This is a genomic window from Bradyrhizobium sp. SZCCHNR1053 (assembly GCF_032381235.1).
In the GTDB taxonomy this organism is placed as follows: Bacteria; Pseudomonadota; Alphaproteobacteria; order Rhizobiales; family Xanthobacteraceae; genus Bradyrhizobium.
Map to the genome: position 1 here is coordinate 1,002,709 of NZ_JAUHJM010000001.1, position 24,134 is coordinate 1,026,842.

Consider the following 24,134-nt stretch of genomic DNA (forward strand, 5'->3'; position numbering starts at 1 on the left):
TCGCCCTCGCCTTCGGCTGCTCGAACTCGATATCGCGGCGATCGGCCTGATGCACACCGATCGCGGTGCGACCGATCAATTCGAGACCAGCTTGCTGACGCAGAGGATGACGGCGGCGGCCAGGAAGAACAGGTCGATGTAGGATTTCTTCTCGCCGTCCTTGCGCAGCGATCCGACGTCGGACACCACCTGCCTGCTGACCACCTGCCCCACCGGCCCGTCGCCGAGCATGCCGGCCAGCCGGCGGACGTCCGACTCCATCTTCTCGATCCGTCCGAAGAAATGGAAGGTGCGCACCACCGTGACGGCGCGCATGCCGGCATAGATCAGCACCACGAGCGCCAGGACGGCGCGGTTCTGGTACTTCTCGATGTAGTTCAGGCTGAGATAGACGGCCGCGAGAAATACGAAATTCGAGATGAAGCGGTACACGAGGCCCGTGAAGTTCATCTGCTCCCCCACATGATGTTCGGATCACTGGCCGACGACAGAACTCACGAAACGCGTTTCGCCCCCGCGTCCTGGTTCAACCGGCGTCACCCTAGGAGAGCGGGCTTGCGAATTCGTGAAGTGGAAATTTTGCAGCGCCAGAACAGGCCCGCTTGGTAAACAAGGGACTGCCCGGAGAGCGCCGCTGCAGCCTACAATTGCAGGGCTGCAGCAGCTCTCGCAGCTATGCGCCGAATCGCGCCGGCGCGCAGGCGGCGACGTCGACGCTCGGCGCTTCGCCGCTCATCAGCTCGGCGAGGATGCGTCCCGTCGCGGGCCCCAGCGTGAAGCCCTGGTGGCCGTGGCCGAAATGCAGCCACAGGCCCTTGTGACGCGCCGCCTGGCCGACGACCGGCAGCATGTCGGGCATGCACGGCCGCGTGCCGATCCACGGCTCGGGCTCGACCGGCTTGCCGAGATCGATGAGCTGGCGCGCGGCAGCCTCGGCCTTGCCGAGCTGAACCGGGGTCGCCTTCGCATTCGGCGATGACAGCTCGGCGCCGGTGGTGATACGCACGCCGAGCGCCATCGGGTTCATCAGATAGCCGCGCGCCGCATCGCGCAACGGCAGATCGAGCGGGGCGCCGCCGGTGTAGTGACGGTGATAGCCGCGCTTGCGCACCATCGGGATGTCGTAGCCGAACCGCTTCAGGAACTCCGGCGACCACGGTCCAAGCGCGACCACCACGGCCTCGGCCTCGATGCGTCCCTCCGCCGTAGTGACGGCCCAGCCGCTGCCCGCCTGTGCGAGCGTGGTCGCATCGCCGCGCAGCAGCTTGCCGCCGCGCCGCGTGAACAGCTCGGCATAGGAGCCGACGAGGCTGCCGGGGTCGGACACGGTCCACGGCTCCTGCCAGTGCAGGCCGCCGATGCCGCTGTCGATCAGTCCGGGCTCGGCCTGCTTGAGCTGCTGTGCGCTGAGCAGCTTGAACTTGACGCCGAACGCCTTGCCGACCGCCTCGGCCTCCCTGGCCTCCTTGTCGAACTGCGCCTGCGTCCGGTGCAGCACGCGAAAGCCGTCACGGCGCACGAGATTGCCGGCCCCGGCCGCGAGAATCAGCGGCTCGTGCTCAGGCGCGGCGCGCGCAATCAGTTGCGCATAGGTCCGCGTCAGCACCTCGTGCCGGGCGGGGAACGAATTCCACCAGTATTGCAGCAGCGGGCGCACGTGATAGGGCAACGCCGCGAGGCTGTAGTGCACGTCGTTGGTGCGCGCGAGCGCAATGTCGAGCACGCCGGCGAGATCATAGGGCATCGCGTAGGGCCTGACGGCCTCGCTCTGGATGATGCCGGCATTGCCGTAGCTAGTCTCACGGCCCGGCTCCCTGCGGTCGACCAGCGCCACTGACCAGCCGCGGCTCTGCAGGTGCAGCGCCGTGCCGACACCGACCATACCGCCACCGAGAACGATCGCGCTTTGCATCGTCATCACTCCTATCTCAGGTCCGCGCCGCTGCGACGACGGTGACCTCGATCTTCACATCCGCCATCATCTGCGCCTGCACCGTGGTGCGCACCGGCAGCGGGTCCTTGAAGTGCCTGCGATAGGCCTCGTTGTAGGCGGCGAAGTCCGCCTTGTCGGCGAGGTGGACCATGCAGGACACGACGTCATCGAGCGTCAGGCCTTCGCCGGCAAGCGTCTCCGAGATGTGCTTGAAGACGAGATCGGTCTGCGCCGCGATGCCTTCGGGAATGCTGCCGTCATCGGCAACCGGGATTTCGCCGGACAGGAACACCAGGCCGCCGGCGCGGCGCACCAGCGAAAACGGCCATGAGGGGGCGTCGGACATCGTTAGTCGCTCCAGGATGTATTGATCATGATGGCCGGCCTCAATCCCACGCCATGAAGCCCGGCGTCTGCGCCAGCGGCGGCAGCGACGCGAGCCTGGCGAGGTCCGGCCGGGGACGGCGCAGCTCGGCGTCATCGGCAAAGGCGGCCTCCAGCGCCGCGGCGACGCCGAGCACCAGCGCATCGCCGCCGCGGGGACCTACGATCTGCAGACCGAACGGCAGGCCGTTGTCGTCGAGGCCGAGCGGCAGGCTGAGCGCGGGATGGCCGGCGAGCGTCACCGCATAAGCGAGCGCCAGCCAGTGGAAGTAGGAGCGTGTCGGCACGCCGTCGATCTCGGCCGGATACAGCTCGACCCACGGCCGCGGGCTCAAGGTGATGGTCGGACTGATCAGCACGTCGTGACTTGCGAAGAAGCCCTGATAGGCGCGGTAGATGCGGGTCTGGTTGGCGCTCGCGCGCGAAAAATCGTCGAGGCTGTAGCCGAGCCCCTCCTCGACATTGGCGCGCACGTTCGGCCCCAGCATGTCGGGCCGCTCGCGAAAATTCTTGCCGTGCTGGGTCAGGAACAGCGAGGCGCGCAGCACCGCGAAGGTCTCGTCGGCACCGCTGCAATCGGGCGACGCCTCTTTGCTGTCGGCAAACAGCGGCGCGATGCGCGACACGCGCGCGCGGAAGGCGCGGCGGATCAGCGCTTCCGTCGGCGCAAAGCCGAAATCCTCGGTGAAGGCGAGCCTGAGCGTCTTGAGTTCGACCACCGGCGGCACCGCCCAGCGCGATGGCGCGCCGCGCACGGCTTCGCCCGGCAAGGTGTAGGCGAGCGGATCGCGCGCATCGTCGCTCGCCATCACCGACAGCATCAGCGCGGTATCGGCGACATCGCGCGCCATCGGCCCATCGGTCGACAGGCACGACCAGCCATGGGCGCGCTTCTCGCTGGCGACGAGGCCGTAGGACGGCCGCATGCCGACGATGCCCGAGAAGCCGGCCGGATTGCGAAGGGAGCCGCCGGTGTCCGAGCCGGAGGCCAGCGGGGCCATGCCGCAGGCGAGCGCGACTGCCGAGCCGCCGGAGGAGCCGGCGGCCGAGCGCATCGGGTCGAACGGGTTGCCGGTGGCGCCGAACACGGGATTGCGGGTGTTGCCGCCCGCCGCCCATTCCGGCGTGTTGGTCTTGCCGAAGATGATCGCGCCGGCAGCGCGCAGCCGGCCCACCGAGGCCTGGTCGACGGCCGGGACATTGTCGGCCAGGATCGGGCTGCCATAGGTGGAGCGCATCCCGGCGGTGTCCTGGGTGTCCTTGATCAGCACCGGCAGACCGTGCAGCGCCCCCCGGTCCTCGCCCCTCACGATCTCGGCCTCGGCGGCCTTGGCCGCCGCGCGGGCAGCCGGCTCGTCCAGGGTCACCACCGCGTTGACGGCCGGATTCACCGCCGCAATCCGGTCCAGACACGATTCGAGCAGCGCAACCGGCGAGATCGCCTTTGTTTTCAGGAGGTTGACCAGCTCGACGGCGGTCTTGTCGCAAATCGATTCCACGGGCTTCTCTTTTCCGTTTCGGAAAACTATTTAGCATATAGGAAATCGAGTGCACGACCCGAAAACGCATTGTTCCACCGCTGTCCACGCATGACCTTCGGACATTGGGGCACCCAATTGAATATGTTGTTCTTTGGGGCGAGATTGTCGGCCTGCCCCGGCCATCGGCACGCCTGATCCGCTAACGGATTTTCCGGAGATCGCTTTGACAGACACTGCCATCAGCGCGTCGACCGAAGGCCCCCACTCCCAGCTCGGCCAGTGCCTGAAGGCGGCCCGGCAGGCGCGCGGGCTGACCCTGAAGCAGGTCGCCGAAAAGACCGGCATGGCGCTGTCGACGCTGTCCAAGGTCGAGAACGGCCTGATGTCGCTGACCTATGACAAGCTGCTGCAGCTCACCTCGGGCCTGCAGATGGACATTGCCGAGCTGTTCAGCCCTGCTTCGCCGCGTCCCGAGGCGGGTCGCCCGGTGACCGCCCGCCGCAGCGTCAGCCGCGCCGGCCAGGGCCAGATCGTCAACACCAGGTTCTACACCTACACCTATCAATGCACCGACCTGATCGGAAAGCGCATGGTGCCGATGATCGCCGAGGTGCGCGCCCGCACGCTCGAGGAGTTCGGCCCCCTGCTCCGCCACAGCGGCGAGGAATACTTCCTGGTGACCCGCGGCACCATCGCCGTGCACACCGAGTTCTACGCGCCCGAGACCCTGCACGAAGGCGACGGCATGTATCTCGACAGCACCATGGGCCACGCTTACCTCAACGCCGGCGAGACGGACTCCGCGCAGGGCGTGTGTCTGTGCACGAGTGAGCAGGCCGATCTGTTCGAGCAGCTGCACCGGATCGCGAAGAAGGATGCGGTGGAGTGAGGGGCGCGTCGGCGGCACGTTGAAGCAGAGGCGAGACGCGCTATGTTGAACAAAGAAGGTTTTTGTCCAACAGAACCCGGATCATCATGGCCAAGGCACCTGCCGGCAACTCCCCTCCCGCCGGGGCAAGCAAACCGCTCGCGGCATGTCGCGCCGGCCTCGTGTTGAGGCGACGATTGGACGCGTCGTCCCGAGCGAGACGCGCGTCCAGGCGGTCATGCGGGCAGCCGAACGGTCCGGACTCCTCAAGGACAAGGCGGGACGGATTGGCGGACGCGTGAGTTCCGCGTTGGTCCGGCAGGCCAAACGGCAAACGGGAATCGAAACGGATACCGACCTTATCGAGTTTGCTCTCGCGACCATCGCGCTCGAGGATAATTTCGCGCAAGTCTTCAAGGAATCGCGCGGGACGGTCGATCCGAAACTGAAGCTCGGCTATTGACGTGGCGGCATTCGACTTCGAGAGCACGCGGCGCTGGGCGCGTTTCGATCCACGGGGAACGTGGCACGGCGGAGCGATGACGAGCTGCCATTTGTCGGACCCGGCCTGATTGCCGGACAAGGACTTTTGCTCGACACTTGTGTCTATATCGACCAGATGCAGAGCTGCTCGCCTCCCATTCTGGACGAAGTCATTGCGCGTCGTCAGGTCAACCACTCGATCATTGCGGTGCAGGAGTTGATGCACACGGTTGGCGCCTTGAACCCAGCCGACTCGCGCACTGCGTCCGTCATCGCGGTGGTTGGACGACAGATCAAGGCGATGCCCTCGCATCGCATCTTCACCCCAGACGCCGAAATTCTTGGACGCGCAGCACTCCTGTCAGGCATCCTTTGCCGAACCCAGGGTTATGACAAAGATGGCAAGTTCCGCGCTCTCCAGGATTGCGCGCTGTTCCTTCAGGCGCAGAAGCTCGGCTTGGTGGTCCTGACGGCAAATGTCACCGACTACGACATATTGCTTCAGCTCATACCGAAGGGGCGAGCGCTCTTCTATCGAGGAGCCGAACCTGATCAGGCTTGAAAGCCGACAGCTGTGAACTGGGCCAGTCTCGGTCGCTGCGCTGAGGCTTCGTGTCCGCACAGCCGTCTTGGATTCTTCATGTCGGACGTTGCGCCATGGCTGTAACGACGTCTCCTCGCTCTCATGGTTCAACGCCGTCCCGAGCAGCGCGGGAGAAAACCCGGTTGCGCCAAAACTCTGTTTTCGTCTGCCCCCTCAACCACATCACCCCTGTCCAGTCGTTCCGTGAAAAATATTCCTCTTTCGCTTTTCCGAAAATCATGATTTTCTACCCCCGTCCCGCCTCGGCACGAGGGGCGTATCGCGATCGTCACGACACGCGGGGTGGGATGCGGTGGGCGTAGCGAGTCGCAGCATGCTCGACATGCGGACGAACGATTCCGATGCGCCGGCGAAATCGTAGGGTCCTGGCCTCCCGGTGCTGAGGCCAAGCTCGTGACAACGCGTTCGCGTTGCGCGGGTGACGGGGGCAAGACAGCCGGTCCCCGGGGAGAGGACGTATAAGCCGCCCAACCATCGCGCGGGGAATGCCGGGATGTCTCGGCTGAACCTGTGGTTCCTGCCGCCTGCACTTTTTTCGCAGGCGGGCCATGGGTGCGGCCAGCGCCCGGCATTCCCCGCCCCCTCGTTGTCGAGAGGGCGAAACCACCGGCAGAGCTCGGACGCATCACGCGCCGCGAGGCGGAGACGGCTCGCCCGGACGGCGCTGTGGATCGGGGCGAACGAGGGATCGCTCACCGCATGATCGCTGCGGACTCACGTCGCTGTCCTGCCGGCCAAGGCCGACACGATCGCCTCCGACAATTGGCTCAGCCGGAACGGCTTGGCGAGAAGCCTGGTCGTCGCCCGGAATTCCTCCGGCACCAGCGAGGGGTCGGCGAAGCCGGACATGAAGACGATGGGCAGATCGGGCCATCTGCGGCGCACCTCGCGCGCCAGGTCGATGCCGGTCAGGGCATCCGGCAGGAGAATGTCGGTCAGCAGCAGCGCGACCGGGTCCGACCGCTCCAGCTCGGCAATCGCCGCGGCCACGTTGGTGACGACGACCAGGCTGTAGCCCATCGATGTCAGCATGGTCGATGCCATGGCGCCCACCAGCGGATTGTCCTCCACGACCAGGATCCGTTCGCCGGTCTGCGGCCGCGCCAGCCGCGCCGCGCCGGCGCGCGTGCGACCGGTGACGCCCGGCCCCGCGCTCGGCAGATACAGCGTGACGCACGTGCCCTCCGCCACCCGGCTGTCGATCAGCACCGTGCCTCCCGATTGCCGCGCAAAGCCATAGACCATGCTGAGGCCGAGGCCGCTGCCCTTGCCGAACTCCTTGGTGGTGAAGAACGGCTCGAAGGCGCGGCGCGCGATCTCGGGCGGCATGCCGGCCCCCATGTCCGACACCGCGATCGTCACGTAGTCCCCGGGCATGATGCGCTCGTCGCCGTCATCGAGCGGCTGGTCGAGCACGGCATTCGTCGTCGTGATCGTCAGTCGACCGCCGCCATCCATCGCATCGCGCGCGTTGAGCGCCAGGTTGAGCAGCGCGTTCTGCAATTGCGTCGGGTCGATCAGGCAGTGCCACAGCATCGGATCCTGCGCCAATTCGATCTCGATGTTCTCGCCGAGCGTCCGCTGCAGGATCGTCGTCATCCCGCTGACCAACTGATTTACGTCGGTGATCTGCGGCTGCAGCGCCTGCTTGCGGGCGAAGGCCAGCAGCCGCCGGTTGAGATCGGCGACCCGCTCGGCCGCCTCGATCGCCCGCTCGACCATGCTGCGGCAGGAGACATCGGCGGGCGGCAAGGCGTCGAGCAGCAGATCCAGATTGCCGAGCGTCGCCGCCAGCATGTTGTTGGAATCGTGCGCGATGCCGCCGGCCAGCTGGCCGACGGCCTCCATCTTCTGGGCCTGGCGCAATTCGTCCTCGATGCGCTTGCGCTCGGTGATGTCGACCGACAGCACGAAATAGCCGCGCACCGTGCCATCCTGGCTGCGATCCGGCACCCGAATGGTCTGGCACCAGCGTTCACGGCCGTCGGGAAACGCGATCTTCTCCTCACCGCCCGCGGTGCGGCCGGCCAGCGCGGCCTCGATCTTCGACCTCACCTCGCCACGTCGCGCGGGATCGATGTAGTCGTCGATCCTGCGGCTGCGGCCGGCTCCGGTGGGCGGCTGCGCGTACCATTCGCGTGCGACGCGATTGGCGTAGCGGATGTCACCATCGGCGCCGACCTGGACGATCAACGCGGGCACGTTCTCCGTGACCAGCAGATGCTGCTCGAAATTGTCGCGCAGCGCCTGCTCGGATGCCGCGCGCAGCCGCCATTGCCGCGCCAGGACGAGGCCGAATCCCGAGATCAGCAGATTGAGCCCGGCGGCGATGGCGCTGTAGTACAGCGCGTTGTGTTTCCAGCCGGCCAGATACTCGACCGGATCGCGCGCCACGGTCACCACCAGCGGCAGGCCGGCGACGCGTCGATAGCTGATGCTCCGCGACGTGCCGTCCGTCATGCCGCTGCCCTCGAAGCTGCCGTGAGGCGCCTGCGGGAGATATTGGCTGAACAGACGATTGGACCGAACGTTGCGGCCGGCAAAGTCGTCGGCGTTCGGCGAGCGCAGCAGGATCGTGCCATCGTCTCGATAGAGCGTCACCGTTCCGCGCTGCCCGACGTTCAGCGACAGAAAGAACTGCCGCAGATTCTCGTAGTCGACGGCCACGACGATCACGCCGGCGAAACGTCCGCCCGGCATCATCAAGGCGCGGCTCACCGCGATGAACAGACCCTTGTTCACACGCGAGGCCACCGGCACGTCGATGAACAGGCCGCGGCCGGGGTCATCGCGCTGGACCTTGTAATAGGCCCGATCGGCGAAATTGTTCTCGCGGCCGGGAACTCCGTTGCCGGCGCTGTCGCCGAGCAGGTTGCCGTCCGCATCAATCACGACGATGCCGCCCGCGGCTGGATACGGCGCCACCCTGCGCTTCAGCTCGTCGATCAGGGCCGGATTGCCGGCGGTGAGCAGCGATGGGTCCTGCTTGAGACTGTCGATCGTCGTGTTCAAGAGCACGTCGACGCCCTGGATGTTGCGCAACATGTATTCTTCGAGCGCGCGGGCAAGATCGCCGTTGGCGGCCTCGGTGGCCCGATAGGTCTCCCGATAGTTGACGGAAAGCATGTGCGCCACGAAGGCATCACACAGCAGCGCCAGCACGAGGCCGCTCAGCACGATGATCCAGGGGGTCCAGCGCCGATCCATCCAGGATCCGGACGCGGCCCTGGTCCAGGCGTCAACAATGCCTGCCTGCCGCGGACCGCGCCGATGGTCGGCTCTCGCTTTGATCTGGTCCGGCATGGCGTCGAATTCAGGAGGTCGTCGGGCGGTTTGATTGTGAAGCGATCGGCGCGTCAAGCATCGGCGAAGGTCCGGATTGTGCCGAATTCCGCGTCTCCAGGCGCGTCGCGATCCATATGGCGGGCGCTCGATAGCACGGTTTGCCGGGGCGTGTCATCGGCACCCGCCAAGCGCTGCGGCGGTCGCGGAAGGGCTCGAGGCGTCAAGACGCGATCAGAGCTGATGCTCGAACGCCTCGCGCTCGGCACGGCTCAGATGCAAGCCATGCTTGGTGCGCCGGTCGAGGACGTCGGCGGCCGTGACGGCCCACTCCTGCTCGCGCAGAAAAACGAGCTCGCGCTCATAAAAGGAGGAACCGAAATGGCGGCCGAGATCGCCGACGTTGCGGGATGCTCCGAGCAGGTCGCGCGCCCGGGTGCCGTAGAGCCGCGCACAATGTGCCAGCACCGCCGGCGGCAATCCCGGATACTCGCTGGCGAGATCAGCAAGGAACTGATCGAACGGCGCACCGAGATCGCCGCCCGGAAGGCGCGCGCCCGCCGTCCATGCCGACGCCAGCTGCGGAAACCATGGCGCGAGGCGCTCCATCGCTTGTTCGGCAAGCCGGCGAAACGTCGTGATCTTGCCGCCGAAGATCGACAGCAGCGGCGGCTGCCCGGGTGCACCATGTACCTCGAACGCGTAGTCGCGCGTCACCGCCGACGGATTGTCGGCGTTGTCGTCATAGAGCGGCCGCACCCCCGAGAAGGCGTGAATGATATCCCCCTTGCCGGGCGCAGCCCGGAAATAGCGGTCGAGCACGGCGAGCAGATAGTCGACTTCGGCACCGTCGATCGCAACGTCTTCCGCGCGGCCGTCATGCACGATGTCGGTGGTCCCGATAAGCGCCAGATCGGTCTCATAAGGATTGACGAAAATGACGCGGCGATCTGTGTTCTGCAGCAGATAGGCCTGCGATCCGCTCCAGAATTTTGGCACCACGAGATGGCTGCCTTTCACGAGCCGCACATTGTGCGCCGAGTTGAGCCCGGCGACGCCCTGCACCACATCCTGCACCCAGGGACCTGCGGCGTTGACCAGCGCCCGCGCGCTGACGGTCTGCAGCTCGCCGCTCTCGGAGCGCATCTCCAGCCGCCAGACGCCATTCTCTCGCCGTGCGCTCACGGCGCGGGTGCGCGGCAGGATCGTCGCGCCCTTGCGTGCGGCATCGACGAGATTGAGGATCACCAGCCTGGCATCGTCGACCCAGCAGTCCGAATATTCGAAGCCGCGCCGGAATTCGGGGCGCAGCGGCGCGCCCTCCGGCTCATGCGCGAGATCGACGTTGCGGCTCGCTGGCAGCTGCTTGCGGCCGCCGAGATGGTCGTAGAGGAACAGCCCGGCGCGCACCAGCCAGGCGGGACGCTGCTCCGGCGAGTGCGGCAGCACGAAGCGCATCGGCCAGATGATGTGCGGCGCCGAGGCCAGCAGCACCTCGCGCTCGATCAGGGCCTCGCGCACCAGGCGGAATTCGTAGTACTCCAGATAGCGCAAGCCGCCATGAATCAGCTTGCCCGATCGCGACGAGGTGCCCTCGGCGAAATCGTCCTTCTCGCACAACAGCACCTTCAGGCCGCGGCCGGCGGCATCACGGGCGATACCAGCGCCATTGATGCCGCCGCCGATCACGGCGAGGTCCAACAGACCGTGATCGGTTCCGCTGCGTGAGACCGTCGCATTCATCGCTTGCTGCTGCGCTTCTTCTCTGGCTTGCTGCGCGCAGCAGCACGCGCCTTCGTCGCAGCCTTGGCCGGCTTTGCCGCTTTCGCCTTCGGCTCCTGCAGCCCGTAGGTCGAAAACCCCTGCGCCGTCTCGGCGATCTCGGCGTCGCCCAGGATGTGCGGCTGGCCGAGCGCGAGCGACAGATAATATTGCCGGGCGATGGTCTCGAGCTCGACCGCAAGCCACATCGCCTTGTCGAGATTGGCGCCGACCGCGATCATGCCGTGATTGGCCAGCAGGCAGCCGTTGCGGCCTTCCAGCGCCTCCAGCGCAAGCTCGGACAATTCGGCCGTGCCGAACCGCGCATAGCCGGCGCAGCGGATGTCGGTGCCGCCGAACGCCGCCATCATGTAGTGGCAGGCCGGGATCGGCTTGCGCGCGATGGCGAGCACGGTGGCATAGGTGGAATGCGTGTGAACGACGCCGCCGACATCCGGACGGCCGCGCATGATGTCGAGATGAAAGCGCCATTCCGTCGAAGGCTTCAGCGGCCCTTCCCAAGATCCGTATTCACCCTCGAGCGGCATCGAGGCGATCATCTCCGGCTTCATCGAGTCATAGGGCGTCGCCGAGGGCGTGATCAGCATGCGGTCCTTGTAGCGGGCGGAGATGTTGCCCGAGGTGCCCTGGTTCAAGCCCGACGCATTCATCCATCGGCATTTGGCGATGATGTTCTCGCGGATCAGCCGTTCCTCGCGATTCATGTTGAAAACCTTTCGTCGTCAGCAGGGATTGAGCGGCGGCTCGCCGGCGAGATAGCGGCGAACCTCTTCGGCCGCCTGGTCGGCGGCAAAGGTGACGGTGCGCACGGACGCGCCGGCGATGTGCGGCGTCAGCGTGACGTTGGGAAGCTGCAACAGCGGCCAGTCCGGCGGCGCCGGCTCGACGGCGAACGTATCGAGCATCGCACCGGCCAGTCGCTGCGAGCTGAGCGCGTCATGGAGCGCGTGATAGTCGACCAGCGGCCCGCGCGCCGTGTTGATCAGGATCGCGCCGGGCTTGATCCGGGCCAGCGCATCGCGATCGATGAAGCCGGTGGTTTCCGGCGTCACGCGGGCATGCAGGCTGACGACGTCGGCGCGCGCCAAGAGGTCGGCGAGCGCGACGTGCTCGACGCCGTCGTTGCGGTCCTCAGCGCTGAGCTGGACGTAGGGGTCGGTCACCAGGATCTTGCAGCCGAACGCCTTCAAGAGCTTGACCACGCGGGTGCCGATCGCGCCATAGCCGACGATGCCGACCGTCATTTCGCCGAGTTCGCGTCCCGTGCGATCGGCGCGGTAGAGATCGCCGCGCCATTGCCCGCCCCGCATCGACTCGTGGCCGCTACGGATCAACCGGGTCTCGGCGAGCATCGCGCCGATGGTGAATTCGGCCACCGCGCTCGCGTTGCGGCCGGGCGTATTGACGACCAACACGCCGTGATCGCGCGCGGCCTGCATGTCGACGTTGACGGGGCCGCCGCGCGACACGGCGATGAATTTCAGGCTCGGCAACCGCTGCAGCATCGCCCGCGAGATCGGAGCCAGATGCGTCACCAGCAGGGACGCCTCGCCGATGAAGTCCGCCAGTTCTTCGGGGTCGCCCATGAACTCCTTCAGCCCGTCGAGCTTGGAGCCGGCATAGCCGTGCTCCATCGGCTCATCCGGCCAGGGCTGCTCGAGCATGCGGATGTCGATGCCATCACCGCAGACGGCGGTGATGCGCTCGGCGAACACCGACGGCAGCATGAAGCGGTCGCCGATGATGGCGATGGAGCTAGACATGATCGGCACCTGCGCGTTGTGCGGCGAGCTGCTTCCAGACCGGCCGCGCCGCGAGGCGGGCCTCGACATAGGCCGGGAACAGCTGCGCATAGCGTTCCGCCAGCGCCGCATCCGGCGCTTGCGGCTCATCCAGATACGGTCTCACCCACTCCTCCGCGCAGATCATCATGTCCGAGTAGAGCCCGGTCGCGACCGCGGCGATCATCGCCGCCCCCGACGCGCCGGCCTCCTCGCGACGGCAGACTCGAATCGTGCTGCCGAGTGCCGCGCCAAGAATCGCGCCGAGCGCGCGGCTGCGCGCCGCACCCCCCGTCAGGCGAATTTCGGTCGGCAGCGGTCCCATCGCCGCGTAGCAGTCACGTGCGGCGAAGGCCAGTCCCTCCATCACGGCACGCATCAGATCCCAGTAGCCGTGACGGATGCGCAGGCCGATCAGTTGCGCAGAAGCTTCATGGGACACGAAAGGGCCGCGTTCGCCGGCGTCGGAAATGAACGGATGATACAGCAGCTCACCCGATTTCGCCGCAAGCACGCGCTCGTCCAGCCGCCGGATCAGATCGTTGCGCGACCGCGCGATGCCTTCCATGGCGAGCACCCCGCGCGCGACATCGAGCAGCCAGTCGATGTTCAAGGTTGCGGCCATGGTCGACTGCATCTGCGCATAGTGGCCCGGCACCGGGAACGGCATCGTATAACCGGTCGCCTCGGCATTCAGCCTGACTGCATCGGCGCCGTTCACCAGCCGCATGTGCATGCCGGTCGAGCCGATGATGGTGCAGCCGACCTCCGGCGTGGGGTCATACAGCCCACCGCCGAGCGCATTGCAGATCACGTCGACATAGCCGAGCGACACCGGCACGCCCTCGGGCAAGCCCGTCTCGGCCGCAGCCGTTGCCGTCAAGCCATGCGTCGTCGCGACACCGTCGACGACATCTGGAAACAGGCGCGCGGCATCGGCGATGCCGATGAGACGCGCGGCATCGCCGTCGAAGCCGCGCTTGCGAAAATCACCGCAGGAGAACGTCGCCTCGGAGGGATCGGTGACCCGCTCGCCGGTCAGCTTGAAGTAGAGCCAGTCCTTGCAGTGGAACGCCGTGCCCGCGCGTCCCAGCAACTCTTCGTCATGAGCCTGCAGCCAGGCCAGTTGCGCCCCCTGCTGGCAGGCGTTGAGCCCCGATCCGGTGCGCTGATAGTGCGCGACATTGCGCTCGCCGCCGCGGAAGGCTTCAACGAAACCTGCCGCACGCGAGTCGAGCCACAGCAGCGCGGGCGCGACGGGATGGCCATCCGCATCGATCAGCCAGGTGCCATCGCCCTGCCCGGTCACAGCGATCGCGGCGACCCGGTGAGCCAGATTCGGCAGCGCGCCGCTGAGGCCGCGCAAGGCCGCAACGGTGTCGGTCCAGGTCCGCTCCATGTCCTGCTCGACTCGGCCGCCCGGCAAGGTGGTGTAGCTGTTGGGAATCGCGAAATCCCCGAGCTGGCGGCCATCCCGCGAAAAGGCCACCGCCTTGATCACCGACGTCCCGGCGTCGATGCCGATGATCACGTCGCGAATCGCTCCGGAGGTCATATTCAACGCCCCTCCGCGTGGCGGACGCAGACGCCGTCGGCGCCGAAAACGTGGAGATGGCGTGACTCCAGCGCGCAGGGCACGACGTCGCCCGGCCGCGCCACGACCCTGCTCGATGTCACGGCGACCAGCAGATGACCGGCGCACTCGCCCGCAATGTGCGACTGATCGCCGAGCCACTGGTTGGAGACGACGCGCAGCCGCGTTTCACCGCTGCCGATCGCGATCCGCTGCGGCCGGATGCCGACCTTGATCCGATCGGCCTGCACCAGCGCCTGTTGTCCCGTCACGTCCAACGTCTGCCCGGAAATGTGAAAGGCAACATCGGAGCCCACGGACAGGCGGAAGCCGCCTTCCTCCTGTGTCACCGCGCTCTCCAGCAGGTTCATCGGCGGCTCGCCGATGAAGCTCGCGACGAACTGATTGGCCGGACGGTTCTTCAGCTCGCGCTCGCTGGCGAACTGCTGCAGCACGCCGTCTTCCATGACAGCGATGCGATCGGCGAGTGCGCTCGCCTCGGTCTGGTCATGGGTGACGAAGATCGCCGTCATGCCACGTTCGGCGAGCAGGCCCTTGATGCGGCCGCGCACCACGGCGCGGAGCTGCGGCTCCAACTGCCCCATCGGCTCGTCCAGCAGATAGAGGTCGGCGTCGCGCACCAACGCGCGCGCCAGCGAGACGCGCTGCTGCTGCCCGCCGGAAAGCGCGCGCGGATGGCTGTCGAGGATATCCTCGATCTCGACCAGGCGGGCGATGCTATCGACCCGATGCGCGATCTCGGCGCGCGAGAGCTGCTGCGCCTTCAGCGCGAAGCCGATGTTCTCGCGCACGGTGAGCGGCGGATACAGCGAATAGCCTTCGAACGCCATCGCCACCTTGCGCTTCGCCGGCGCCAGCTCATGGATCGGCCGCTGCGCCAGCGCGATCGATCCCGAGCTGACGCTCTCGAACCCGGCGATCATGCGCAAAGTCGAGGTCTTGCCGCAGCCGGAAGAGCCGAGCAGCGCAACGATCTCGCCTGCTTTCACCTCCATATCGAGCGCGCGCACGGCATGGACCGGCGGCTTGCCCCGGCTGTGATAGACCTTGTCGACGTTGCGGATTTCGAGCATGCCCATGTCAGGTCCTCACGCCGCCTGCCGCCGCGGCGAGAGGCCAATGCGGTCTCCCGTCGCGTGGTCGAACAACAGCACCGCATCGGGCGCGAACCGCACGAACACGTCCTCGTCGGTATCCGCCTCCAGCGCCTCCGGCGCCAGCGCAGCCAGCCACTCGGATCCGTCGGCGAAGCGCAGCAGCACCACGGCGCGCTCGTGGATCGGCGTGACCGCGACGATCCGCGCCGGGATCGCACCCTCGCCGCCATCACGCGTCACCACGACATCGTCCGGCCGGACGCCAAGCCAGCAGCGCTCGCGCATATTGGTCGGCAAACCGTCCGCATCGAGCCGGATCAGCGCCCCGGCGACAGATGCGGTCAGTCGGCCCTGCTCCGCCACCGGCGTGACCTCGGCAAGGTTGATGCTGGGATCGCCGAACAGCCGCGCCACCGCGACCGAGGCGGGCCGCGCGTAGATTTCCTCGGGACGCGCCACCTGCATCAGACGGCCATTGATCAGCACCGCGATCCGATCGGCGATTGCCATCGCCTCGCGATAGTCCTGCGTGACATAGAGCACCGCCGCCGAGCTGCGGCGCAGCAGGCTCGGCAGATCGAGGCGCATCTCGTAACGCAGCTTGGCATCGACATTGCGCAGGGGATCGTCGAGCAGCAGCACCTCGGGGCTGCCGATCAGCGCGCGCGCCAGCGCGGTGCGCTGCTTCTGGCCGTTGGACAGTTCACGAGGCTTGTGGCCGAGCACGTGCTCGATCTTCAACAGCCGGCTCATCGCCGTCACTTTCGCGGCGGTGTCGGCCGCCCCCGTCGCGCGCAGGCCGCTGGCGATATTGTCGCGCGCGCTCATATGCGGAAACAGCGCAAAATTCTGGAAGGCCATGCCGATGCCGCGCTGCTCCGGCGGGGCATCGACGATCGAGCGCCCGCCGACCAGGATGTCGCCATCGTCAGGCTCGAACATGCCGGCGATCATGCGCAGCAGCACGGTCTTGCCGCTGCCGGACGGACCGAACACTGCGACGATCTCGCCGGGCTCGACCGTCAGCGACACGCCTTTCGCGCAGCAAGCGGCGCCAAAGGTCTTGTCGACGGCTTTCAGTTCGAGACGCGCCATGTATCCTCAACCCTTGACCGCACCGAGCGACAGTCCTTCGACGAGATAACGCTGCGCGTAGAGCGCCAGCAGCAATGTCGGCGTAACCGACAGCACGATCGCGGCGGCGATCTGGCCGTACTGGATGCCGGACGCCGTCACGAAGGCGAGCGCGCCCACCGTCACCGGCTGCTTGTCGGCCGAGGCCAGGATCAGCGCGAAGACGAAATTGTTCCAGCAGAAAATGAAGGACAACAGCCCCGCCGCTGCGATCCCCGGCCCTGCCAGCGGCACCGCGATGCGTGTGAACGCCTCGCGCCAGGAATGGCCGGCGAGCCGGTAGGCATGCTCGATATCCGGGCTGATGTCCTCGAAATAGCCGCGCACGATCCACAGGATCAACGGCAGCGCGATCAGCTGGTAGACCCAGACAATGCCGAAATACGTGTCGTTCAGGCCGAGCTGCTGGTAGTACAGCGACAGCGGCAGCAGCACCAGCAGCGGGGGCGCAAAGCGGAACGAGAGAAGCGTGAACGCAATGGTCTCGCCGAGCCTGAACTTGAAGCGCGCGAACGCATAGGCCGCGGGCACGCCGAGCAGCAAGGCCAGGATCACCGAGGCGCTCGACAGCACGAAGCTGTTCATCAGGTTGCGCATGAACGAGATCTGCAGATTGCCGGCCGCGGTGCGCAACTGGCCCGAGATCAGCGCCTCGTAATTGGCGAATGTCGGCTCGAACAGGATGCGCGGCGGGATCCGCAGGATCTGCTCGTTGGTCTGGAACGACATCAGGAGGATCCAGACAATCGGAAACATGAAGAACACGAGCACCAGCGCGAGCGCAATGCCGCGAAAGATGCGTCCAGCCAGGCTGGAGTGATCCATGACGTCCCTCCCTCAGGCGTGACCGTGGGCGCGTGCGCGCAGCCGCAGCCAGTTCTTGATGAAGATGTTCGACAGGACGTTGGTGATCAGCCACAGGATCATCAAAAGCGCCGCCGAGCGCCCGACATTGGTGTACTGGAAGAACTCGAGATAGGCCTGGACCTGGAACACCATCAGCCGGTCGCCGGGGCCGCCTTGCGTCATCGCATAGACGATGTCGAACTGCTGGATGGAATCGAGCAGCCGGAACAGCGACGCCGTGATGATATAGGGCGCAAGCATCGGCAGCGTGATGCGGAAGAACACGAAACTCGCCGGCACACCGTCGAGTGCGGCCGCCTCGAACGGCTGACGCGGCAGCGAGCGCAGACCGGCCAAGAGCAGGATCATGATGAAGGGCGTGTAGACCCAGACGTCGACCAGGACGACCGTGAACAGCGCGGTCGACGGATCGGAGGCCCATTTGAAGTCATGCGCGCCGAACAGGCCGACCAGATAGGACAGGATGCCGAAGCTCGGATTGGTCATCAGCTTCCACATCAAGGCGGCGATCGCCGGCGCCGTCATCAGCGGCAGCAGCAGCACGACCGAGACCGCGTTGTGGAAGCGCGTCGGCCGCCGCAGCAGCAGCGCGATGCCGAGGCCGAGCAGCAGCTCGGCGACGACTGTTACCGCGGTGTAGACGAGCGAGATCCGCAGCGTGTTCCAGAACGCCGGATCGGACAGGAAATCGATGTAGTTGTCGATGCCGATGAAGCCGCGCAGATATGGCAGATTGAGCCGGTAGCGCTGCAGCGAATAGACGGCCGCGGTGACGAACGGCACCAGGATGGCGATGCAGACCAGCAGGGCTGGCAGGCTCAACAGGTATGGCAGCAATCGCCCGCGCCAGCGTTTCGTGCGGCGCGGCACTGCTTGGGTCTCGATAAGTTCAGCCATGCTCATGACAAGCGTGATCGCATCAGCGCGGGGATGGGCCGGTCCGGACGCCCGTGGGGGAGCGGCCGGACCGGCAGGTGGTCATGGACGGTGCAGCACCCGGCCTCAGCCGAGACCGGCCTGCTTCAGCTGACGGTTGATGCTCTCGGCAAGCTTGTCGAGGCCTTCATCGACGCTGATCTCCTTGGCCACCATCTTCTGCAGCGAGGCTGCCCACTCCGTCGTGAGATCGAAGAACAGCGGCTGCGCTGTGAAGTAGATCTTCGCCCCCGGCGCCGAGAGGTCATGCTGCTCGAGATAGCCAGGATAGGACTTGGCGATGCGGTCGCGGAACTCGCTGTCCTTCCACACCGAGGTGCGGACCGGATTGACGAAGTCCATCTTGCGGGCGCCGAACAGGTCGTGCTCGACGGAAGCCGCCCACTGCATGAAGGTCCACGCCGCATCCTTCTGCTTGGAGAAGCTCGACATCGCCAGCGACCAGATCCAGACGTTCGGCGTCGGCGCCTTGGCGGTCGGATTGGCCGCGAACGGCGCATAGCCGAGATTGCCACGCTCCTTGTTCTCGCCGCCGTTCATGAAGTAGCCGAGAATGTCGGCGTCGAAGATCATGCCGGAAGCGCCGGCGCCGAGATCGGTGCCGACTTGGTACCAGGTGTAGGTCGACCAGTTCTTCGGACCGGAGCCCTGGATCATCTTGACCCACTTCTCGTGGAAATCCTTCGACGCCTTGGTGTTCATCGCGGCCTTGAGCTTGCCGCCCTCCATCACGAAGTCCTTCTGGCCGAAATTCGCGTAGGCCGACAGGAAGCCGGGATGGATGGTGGCCCAGGAGCGCGAGCCGCGCACGCCGACACCATAGGGGCCGCCGGCATCCTTGGTGATCTTGGCCGCGACGTCGAGCAGCTCATCGAGATTCTTCGGCGGCTTGACGCCGACCTTGTCGAAGATGTTGCGGTTATAAGTGATGTTGTTGAGCTCGTAGCCCCACGGGATGCACCATTGCTTGGCCTTGCCCGAGCCGAGCTCGGAGCCGGCCACGCCGTCCCAGGCGGTCGAGGAGCGCAGGCCGGGCAGCACGTCGTCCCAGGCGAACGCCGGATTGGTCTTGGCGGGATCCTTGATGTAGGTGTTGAGGTCCTCGATCCAGCCGGCCGGACCATAGGTCCAGGTCATGTAGGCGCCGGTCATGAAGGCGTCGTATTGATCGGATTTCGACGACAGCGCCGCCGTCACCTTGTCGAAATAGACGTCCTCCGGGAAGATGTCGTAGCTGACGTTCATGCCGGTCAGGCTCTTGAACGCCTCGATGTCGCCGATCATCGCATCGACATAGGGATGCTTGTTGAGGAGCAGCTTGACGGTCTTGCCGCTATGGGCCTTCCAGTTGAAATCCGCGGCCATCGCCCTCGACATCGCCGAGGCAAAGGCGGCATTGGCGGCGACACCGGCGATGCCGAGCTTGGCAGCGCCGTCGAGCAGATCACGCCGGCTGATGCGCTTGCCGGCATAGGACGCAAAGAGATTCTTCTCACGATCGTACATTCAACCCTCCCTTTGTTTTTTGTAGAGACGTGTTCGCGTTACCTGCCCTTCCGACTCTTGTTCTTGGCGTGGCCGGATGTTTTCTCCGGCTTGTCGGTAGCGAGTGCCTGAGCGGTTACCTCATCGATGATGAGACCGTTCAGGAAGCCGCTGCGCAGCACCGCGCGCAGGGCCGTGATCTTTGCCTCGCCGCCGCCGATGGCGACGATGCGGTGTTTCTTCAGATCGGCAGCGGCCATCGAGGTGGCGCGCGCCGAAAGATCGAGATCGAGCAGCTCGCCCTGGGCGTTGAAGAAATGCCCGAGCAGGTCGGCGCAGGCGCCGGCGCGCTTCAGCTCGACGACCTCGTCCGGCTTGATCATGCCGCTCGACACCAGGAAGCCGTCGGCATGGATCTGGCCGATGCCGACGAACAGCAGCGACGCCCGCTGCGCCAGCGCGAACACGTCGGCAATGCCGAACTGCTGCATCAGCACGCGGCGGTCCGCGACCGAATTGGCGAACACGGGCACCGGCAGCAGATAGGCTTCGGCACCAGTGCGCTCGGCGAGACGATGGATCACGTCGAACGGGTTGGCGGCGAATTTGCGCGTGAGGCCGCCGAGCAAAGACACGAACTGCACGTCGCGCGCCGGGGTCTGCGGCAGCTGCGCCACCACCGCCGCAAGCGTGCGGCCATGGCCGACACCGATGATCTTGTCGTCGCCGCGCTCCAGCACCTGGCGCAGGAAGCTGGCGCCCTCCAGCGCCAGCGCCTTCAGCGGCAGATCGCCCTCGCCGAGATCCGGCGCGACGCGGCAGAAGGCGAGCCCGTAGCGCTCGGCCAGCGCGTTCTCCAGCGCGACGCATTCGGCGACGGGGCCCTCGACGAAGACGCGGATCATGCCCTCGCGGCTGGCGCGCGCGATCAGGCGATGCGCCTTGGTGCTCTGGATGTTGAGCCGGTCGGCGACCTCCGACTGCGTCAGCCCGGCCGCGAAATACAGCCACGCGGCGCGCGTTGCGAGCGAGGCCTCGCCGTCCACCATGGGCGCCCTGTCGGAAGCTGTCGTCACGCCGAATGCCTGCTTGCAAAATTCTTCACTCCTTGCAAAAAATTGCAGACGCCGATCCGGCCGTCAATCCCCCAAACGTGCTGCAGCGCGTCAGGGACGACGCGCCGGGCGAGCACAGGCATGCTCGCCGGCGCACAACGGGATGAGGTCGCATGACGGAGTTGTTTGTCGGCATCGACGTGGGCACGAGCGGTGTGCGCGCCTGCGCCGTCGATATCAGCGGCGAGATCAAGGGCGCAGCCGCCGTTCCGCTGGTCGTGCCGCGTCAGGACGGCAACGCCATCGACCAGGATCCCGAGCTGTGGTGGCAGGCGACGGTCGCGGCGCTCGACAAGCTCGGCAGGATCGTCGATCTCGGCGCCGTCGCGCACATCGCGGTCGACGGCACCTCCGGCACCTTGCTGCTGATCGACGCCGACGGGCGGCCCCGCTCGCTCGGCCTGATGTACAATGATGCCCGCGCCGTCGACGAGGCCAGGCGCATCGCAGCCGTCGCACCGCCCGAGAGCGGTGCGCATGGCACGAGCAGCCCGCTCGCCAAGCTGCTGCATCTGCTCGCCTCCACGAGCGGCGCGCGGCATGCCGTGCACCAGGCCGACTGGATCGCCGGACGCCTCGCCGGCCGTCACGGCGTCAGCGATGAGAACAACGCCCTGAAGCTCGGCTATGACCCTGTCAGGCGCGAATGGCCGCAGTGGATCGATCAGCTCGGCGTTCCACGCGACGTGCTGCCCAGCATTCTGGTGCCGGGCACGCCATTCGCCGACATCGATCCAGCCATCGCGCGGTCGCTCGGTCTGTCCCCATCGACGCGCATCGTCGCCGGCACGACCGACGGCGTCGCCGCCTTCATCGCCACCGGCGCCGATACGCCGGGCGATGCGGTGACCTCGCTCGGCACCACGCTGGTGGTGAAGCTGGTCGCGACGCAGCCGATTTTCGCCGCCGATCAGGGCGTGTACTCGCACCGCCTCGGCGACAAATGGCTCGCCGGTGGCGCATCGAATTCCGGCGGCGCCGCGCTGCTTGCGCATTTCACCACCGACGCCATGGATCGCATGACACCGCTACTGCGCCCGGACGAGCCCACCGGGCTCGACTACTATCCGCTGCAAAAACCCGGCGAACGCTTTCCGATCGCAGATCCCGCGCTGGCGCCGCGGATCACGCCACGGCCGGCCGAGGATCATCGCTTCTTCCAGGCGCTGCTCGAAGGAATTGCTGGCGTAGAATCGCTGGCCTATCAGCGCCTGCACGCGCTCGGCGCGCCGGCGCTGCGGCGGGTGATCAGCATCGGCGGCGGTGCCCGGAACGAAGCCTGGACCGATATCCGCCGGCGCATCGTCGGCGTGCCCGTCAGCGTCGCCGCGCAGACCGAAGCGAGCTACGGCACGGCGCTGCTGGCGCTGCAGGGACCGCCGCGATGACGGCGGCGGCGTGCGAGATCAGCGGCCTGTCCGCCATCGCCGACCGGTTCGATCACGTGCTGCTCGACCAATGGGGCACGTTGCATGACGGAAGGACGGTGCTTCCCGCTGCGCATGACTGCGTCCTGCGGCTGCGCGAGGCCGGCAAGCATATCCTGGTGCTGTCGAACTCCGGCAAGCGCGCGAGCGCCAATGCCGAGCGCCTCGCCCGGCTCGGCCTGCCGCGCTCGACCTATGACGGCATTCTCACCTCGGGCGAGGTGACCTGGACCGGCCTGCGCGACCGCACCCGCGCGCCCTTCACCGATCGTGGCAATGCCTGCTTCCTGATCACCAGGGGCGGCGACCGCTCGTTGATCGACGGGCTGGATCTCGTCATCGTGACGGATGTGCACGACGCCGATTTCATCCTGCTCGGCGGCCTTGATGACGACCTCGCCGAGCCGGACCTCTGGCGCGATCAATTCACCGGAGCGGCGGCGCGAGGCTTGCCGATGATCTGCGCCAATCCCGACCTGATGATGTTCGGCACGAGCGGCCTCGTGCCTGCGCCCGGCACGCTGGCGCGCGCCTATGAGTGGCTCGGCGGCCCGGTGAGCTTCGTCGGCAAGCCGCATGCGCCGATCTTCGCGGCTGCGCTGGAGCAGCTCGGCCATCCGCATCCGCATCGCGTGCTGATGATCGGCGACTCGCTCGACCATGACGTCGCCGGCGCCCGCGCCGCAGGCCTGCAGAGCCTGCTGCTCGGCGATGGCGTGCATCGCACGACGCTGGCCGGTGCGCCCGACCTGGCTGCCGCGACGCGCAAGCTCGCGGCTTCGCCAGGCCGCATGCCGAATTGGACGATGCAGCACCTGGTGTGGTGAGAAGGAGACGCGAGATGCGCGAGCCTGCCGAGCTTGATGATTTGCGCCGGATGTCGGCGCGGGTCGGCCGCAACGTGGAGCTGGTGCAAGGCGCCGGCGGCAACTCCTCGCTCAAGCAGGATGATGTGCTGTGGGTGAAGGCGTCCGGCACCTGGCTTGCCGACGCCGACGCGAAGGACATCTTCGTGCCTGTCCTCCTGCCTGCAGCGCGCGACGCGCTCGCCGCTGACGATGAGCGCATTCCGCTGGCAGCCCCCGGCCCGCTACGCGCCTCGATCGAGACTGCGCTGCATGCGCTGCTGCCGCACCGGGTCGTGCTGCACGTGCATGCCGTCAACACCATCGCCTGGGCGGCACGGCGCGACGCACGCGATGAATTTTCGGCGCGACTGTTCGGGCTCTCCTGGCGCCATCTCGACTACTTTCATCCCGGGCTGCCGCTGGCGCACGCGGTGAGTGCAATCGTCGCGCGCGAGCGCATCGACGTGCTGATCCTCGGCAATCACGGCCTCGTCGTCGGTGCCGAAAGCTGCGATCAGGCTGAGGCGCTGGTCCATGACGTCGAGCGCCGGCTGGCGCTGCCGGTGCGCCCGGCGCCCGCCGCCGACGCCGCGGCCTTGCGCCGCCTGTGCGCCGGCGCCGACTATCGCCTGCCGCACGACGCTGGTAGCCACGGCATCGCCACCGATCCGTTCAACCGCGCCATCGCAACCGGCGGCTCATTGTATCCGGACCACGTCGTGTTTCTCGGCCCGGGCCTGCCGACGATCGAGAGCGCCGGCGGCCTCGCCACGCTGCTCGCACGGGCGGACGCGAGCCGCCTGCCCGCGCCCGTCGCGGTCCTCGCGCCGGGTCTCGGCGCCATCATCCGCAGCGACGCCAGCCCGGGCGCCGAGGCCATGCTGAGCTGCCTCGCGCTCGTGACCAGCCGCCTGCCGCTGTCGGCCGATATCGGCTATCTCTCGTCTCAGCACGAGCAGTTGCTGCTCAACTGGGACGCCGAACGTTACCGACAGCAGCTGACGGCAAGCCGCCAGTCGTCGAAGTGAAACGG

The 24,134-nt window shown here is 66.7% G+C and carries 21 protein-coding genes; 6 read left to right on the top strand and 15 right to left on the bottom strand.

Features of this window, described 5'->3' with window-relative positions; genetic code table 11:
- Positions 1-75: 75 nt before the first annotated feature.
- From QX051_RS04815 to QX051_RS04830, 4 genes are all read right to left on the bottom strand, one after another.
- Positions 76-450, bottom strand: a complete 375-nt coding sequence (locus QX051_RS04815; RefSeq protein ID WP_315740348.1) for a hypothetical protein — start codon at positions 448-450, stop codon at positions 76-78.
- Positions 451-673: 223 nt separating this feature from the next.
- Complete coding sequence (locus QX051_RS04820; protein WP_315740349.1) at positions 674-1,912, bottom strand: FAD-binding oxidoreductase; 1,239 nt, start codon at positions 1,910-1,912, stop codon at positions 674-676.
- 16 nt (positions 1,913-1,928) lie between these two features.
- Positions 1,929-2,279, bottom strand: coding sequence for a RidA family protein (locus QX051_RS04825; RefSeq protein WP_315740350.1), 351 nt, complete (start codon positions 2,277-2,279; stop codon positions 1,929-1,931).
- 40 nt (positions 2,280-2,319) lie between these two features.
- Entirely contained in the window at positions 2,320-3,816 is a 1,497-nt protein-coding gene (locus QX051_RS04830; protein WP_315775261.1) for an amidase, read from the bottom strand.
- A 205-nt stretch (positions 3,817-4,021) separates the two neighbouring features.
- On the opposite strand from QX051_RS04830, the gene QX051_RS04835 reads away from it, so the two are divergent.
- The 3 genes from QX051_RS04835 to QX051_RS04845 all read left to right on the top strand — a co-directional run bounded on the left by QX051_RS04835 (position 4,022) and on the right by QX051_RS04845 (position 5,711).
- The gene (locus QX051_RS04835) at positions 4,022-4,687 is read left to right on the top strand and encodes an XRE family transcriptional regulator (RefSeq protein ID WP_315740352.1); all 666 of its coding nucleotides are present in this window, start codon (positions 4,022-4,024) and stop codon (positions 4,685-4,687) included.
- Between the two features lie 217 nt (positions 4,688-4,904).
- Positions 4,905-5,129 (top strand): hypothetical protein, encoded by a 225-nt coding sequence (locus tag QX051_RS04840; protein WP_315775263.1) that lies wholly within the window; start codon positions 4,905-4,907, stop codon positions 5,127-5,129.
- Between the two features lie 60 nt (positions 5,130-5,189).
- Positions 5,190-5,711, top strand: coding sequence for a DNA-binding protein (locus QX051_RS04845; protein WP_315775264.1), 522 nt, complete (start codon positions 5,190-5,192; stop codon positions 5,709-5,711).
- Positions 5,712-6,467: 756 nt separating this feature from the next.
- Here QX051_RS04845 and QX051_RS04850 read toward each other — a convergent pair.
- From QX051_RS04850 to QX051_RS04900, 11 genes are all read right to left on the bottom strand, one after another.
- Complete coding sequence (locus tag QX051_RS04850; protein ID WP_315775265.1) at positions 6,468-8,960, bottom strand: hybrid sensor histidine kinase/response regulator; 2,493 nt, start codon at positions 8,958-8,960, stop codon at positions 6,468-6,470.
- 309 nt (positions 8,961-9,269) lie between these two features.
- Complete coding sequence (locus tag QX051_RS04855) at positions 9,270-10,778, bottom strand: glycerol-3-phosphate dehydrogenase (protein WP_315775266.1); 1,509 nt, start codon at positions 10,776-10,778, stop codon at positions 9,270-9,272.
- On the bottom strand, positions 10,775-11,521 hold the full coding sequence (locus tag QX051_RS04860; RefSeq protein WP_315775267.1) for a class II aldolase/adducin family protein: 747 nt from the start codon (positions 11,519-11,521) through the stop codon (positions 10,775-10,777). The genes QX051_RS04855 and QX051_RS04860 overlap by 4 nt, the downstream gene beginning before the upstream one ends.
- 18 nt (positions 11,522-11,539) lie before the next feature.
- Complete coding sequence (locus QX051_RS04865) at positions 11,540-12,580, bottom strand: 2-hydroxyacid dehydrogenase (RefSeq protein ID WP_315754442.1); 1,041 nt, start codon at positions 12,578-12,580, stop codon at positions 11,540-11,542.
- A complete protein-coding gene (locus tag QX051_RS04870) occupies positions 12,573-14,153 on the bottom strand; it encodes an FGGY-family carbohydrate kinase (RefSeq protein WP_315775269.1) in 1,581 nt (526 codons plus the stop codon). Before QX051_RS04870 ends, QX051_RS04865 begins: the two co-directional genes overlap by 8 nt.
- Positions 14,154-14,155: 2 nt before the next feature.
- Entirely contained in the window at positions 14,156-15,265 is a 1,110-nt protein-coding gene (locus QX051_RS04875) for an ABC transporter ATP-binding protein (protein WP_315775316.1), read from the bottom strand.
- A gap of 15 nt (positions 15,266-15,280) precedes the next feature.
- The gene (locus QX051_RS04880) at positions 15,281-16,384 is read right to left on the bottom strand and encodes an ABC transporter ATP-binding protein (RefSeq protein ID WP_315775271.1); all 1,104 of its coding nucleotides are present in this window, start codon (positions 16,382-16,384) and stop codon (positions 15,281-15,283) included.
- Between the two features lie 6 nt (positions 16,385-16,390).
- A complete protein-coding gene (locus QX051_RS04885; RefSeq protein ID WP_315741294.1) occupies positions 16,391-17,248 on the bottom strand; it encodes a carbohydrate ABC transporter permease in 858 nt (285 codons plus the stop codon).
- Between the two features lie 12 nt (positions 17,249-17,260).
- Positions 17,261-18,187: a sugar ABC transporter permease gene (locus QX051_RS04890; RefSeq protein ID WP_315775273.1), complete on the bottom strand. Its 927-nt coding sequence runs from the start codon at positions 18,185-18,187 to the stop codon at positions 17,261-17,263.
- 105 nt (positions 18,188-18,292) lie between these two features.
- Positions 18,293-19,732, bottom strand: a complete 1,440-nt coding sequence (locus QX051_RS04895; RefSeq protein WP_315775274.1) for an extracellular solute-binding protein — start codon at positions 19,730-19,732, stop codon at positions 18,293-18,295.
- A gap of 38 nt (positions 19,733-19,770) precedes the next feature.
- On the bottom strand, positions 19,771-20,760 hold the full coding sequence (locus tag QX051_RS04900) for a sugar-binding transcriptional regulator (RefSeq protein ID WP_315741306.1): 990 nt from the start codon (positions 20,758-20,760) through the stop codon (positions 19,771-19,773).
- A 179-nt stretch (positions 20,761-20,939) separates the two neighbouring features.
- Between QX051_RS04900 and QX051_RS04905 the strand changes: the two genes are divergently transcribed.
- Genes QX051_RS04905 through QX051_RS04915 form a run of 3 tightly spaced genes read left to right on the top strand, consistent with a single transcriptional unit; the run spans position 20,940 to position 24,129 of the window.
- Positions 20,940-22,214 carry an FGGY-family carbohydrate kinase gene (locus tag QX051_RS04905; RefSeq protein ID WP_315775275.1) on the top strand — a complete coding sequence of 425 codons (1,275 nt, stop codon included), beginning with the start codon at positions 20,940-20,942 and terminating at the stop codon, positions 22,212-22,214.
- Complete coding sequence (locus tag QX051_RS04910; protein ID WP_315775277.1) at positions 22,211-23,080, top strand: TIGR01459 family HAD-type hydrolase; 870 nt, start codon at positions 22,211-22,213, stop codon at positions 23,078-23,080. Before QX051_RS04905 ends, QX051_RS04910 begins: the two co-directional genes overlap by 4 nt.
- 14 nt (positions 23,081-23,094) lie before the next feature.
- On the top strand, positions 23,095-24,129 hold the full coding sequence (locus QX051_RS04915) for a class II aldolase/adducin family protein (protein WP_315775278.1): 1,035 nt from the start codon (positions 23,095-23,097) through the stop codon (positions 24,127-24,129).
- Positions 24,130-24,134: the final 5 nt, after the last annotated feature.